The organism is Phycisphaerae bacterium, assembly GCA_024102815.1.
Taxonomy (GTDB): domain Bacteria; phylum Planctomycetota; class Phycisphaerae; order UBA1845; family UBA1845; genus JAGFJJ01.
In genome coordinates this window covers 1-1,563 of sequence record JAGFJJ010000025.1, presented here as the reverse complement: position 1 = coordinate 1,563, position 1,563 = coordinate 1, and the positions used below count along the sequence as shown (strand labels likewise).

Below are 1,563 nucleotides of genomic sequence, written 5' to 3'. Positions count from 1 at the left end.
GCCCGGAGCCGGGCACCCGCAGCATGTCGCCGTAGGAGCAGAAGATCACGTCCGGGCGCGAGGCGATGGCGAGCGCCTTGTCGATCAACTCCAGCGGCGTCACACAGACCGGGCAACCCGGGCCGTGCACCAACTCGATTTCAGCCGGAAGCAGTTGGTCGATCCCGTGCCGAACGATGGCGTGCGTCTGACCGCCGCAGATCTCCATCATCGTCCACGGACGCGTCACCGTGCGGCGGATCTCCTCGATCATGCCCTTCACCAGCGCCGCGTCGCGGTATTCGGTCACGTACTTCATGCTGCTGTCCCGGGTCCCAACTCTTCTTCGATGCTGCCGATCTGTCTCAACAGGTCGAGCGTCTCCATCGCCTCGGTCTCGCTCAACAGGCTGATCGCGAACCCCACGTGAATGACGCAATACTCCCCCACCTGCGCCTCCGGCACATAATCGAGGCAGGCTTCACGGAAGATGCCGCCGAAATCCACCTTTGCCATCTTCAAGCCATTCTTTTCGTAAATTTCAACGATCTTTCCAGGTACGCCTAAACACATTTCAACCTCGCAATCTCATCGCCGCGATGGCGGCTTGTCCCAGCGAAAGCCCGCCGTCGTTCGTCGGGACCTCTCGATGTATGTATACCTTGAAACCGTCACTCCGCAATAGTGACAAAGTTCGTCGCAATAGTGTGATATTCTGCCACACCCCGCCAGACAGAACGACCGACCGAATCCCCGTTTCGAGGCTGATTCTTTTGACAGCCCCCCTCACCCCCTCCGCCAGACCGTTGTGAAAGCGCGCCGAAACCTTCTGAATTGAGACTCCCCTCCTCACATCCCTGACCAATACCTCCACAGCGCCTCTAACTCCGACCTGGCCTGCTTCCACATCAAAGGCATAGACTCCCGCTTCAGCCTCATCTGCCAGCGCCTCGAACTCGATCGCCGCCTGCCCCTCATAATTGACCTTTTGCCGCACACCCGCCAGCGCCGCCGCCGCATCGAACAGCCGTCCTATCGAGGAGGTCATGGGCGTGTTAATTCGCTTCTCCAACAGCACCCGCAAAGTGACAAAATCCTCCGCGCAAAATTCCTTGACCGGTGCAAGAGCCTCCTCCCACTCCAAGCCGAGGCTCCACAACAAAGCCAATGCTGTGCGGGCAGGTCGCTTGATCGCCGCGTCCCCGCCCGGCAACGGGAAATACTCCAGATGCGCCGCGCGTTGATAGGATTTGTACTCAGCGACGAGGAATTCCCCGCCCCAGATCGCGCCGTCTTCGCCGTAGCCCGTGCCGTCGAACGAAACGCCGATGACCGGTTCGTTCAATCCATGCTCTGCCATGCACGCCGCGATGTGCGCATGATGGTGTTGGACCGCCACGGTCGGCAGGTTTTCCCGTTCGGCACGCTCGAGCGCGTAACGAGTGGCAAGGTAGTTTGGGTGCATGTCATAGGCGATCGCTTCCGGCTTGACGCGGAACAACCGCTCGAAATGCTCCACACCCTGCTCAAAAGATTGTAAAGTTTCGTAGTTTTCCATATCACCGATGTGGTGACTGAGGAAGG

The 1,563-nt window shown here is 59.3% G+C and carries 3 protein-coding genes; all 3 read right to left on the bottom strand.

The annotated features are described in order from the left end of the window. A partial coding sequence (locus tag J5J06_06790; GenBank protein ID MCO6436776.1) for a hydrogenase formation protein HypD occupies positions 1-298 on the bottom strand: 298 nt, incomplete at its 3' end. Beyond that, positions 295-552: a HypC/HybG/HupF family hydrogenase formation chaperone gene (locus tag J5J06_06785; GenBank protein ID MCO6436775.1), complete on the bottom strand. Its 258-nt coding sequence runs from the start codon at positions 550-552 to the stop codon at positions 295-297. The genes J5J06_06785 and J5J06_06790, both read right to left, overlap by 4 nt. Position 553: 1 nt before the next feature. After that, positions 554-1,563 (bottom strand): carbamoyltransferase HypF (locus J5J06_06780; protein MCO6436774.1); only part of this gene is annotated, 1,010 nt, incomplete at its 5' end.

What these genes read in the sequence shown, in the direction of transcription:
- J5J06_06785 (MCO6436775.1), bottom strand. Translation starts at nt 552, where the DNA reads ATGTGTTTAGGCGTACCTGGAAAGATCGTTGAAATTTACGAAAAGAAT.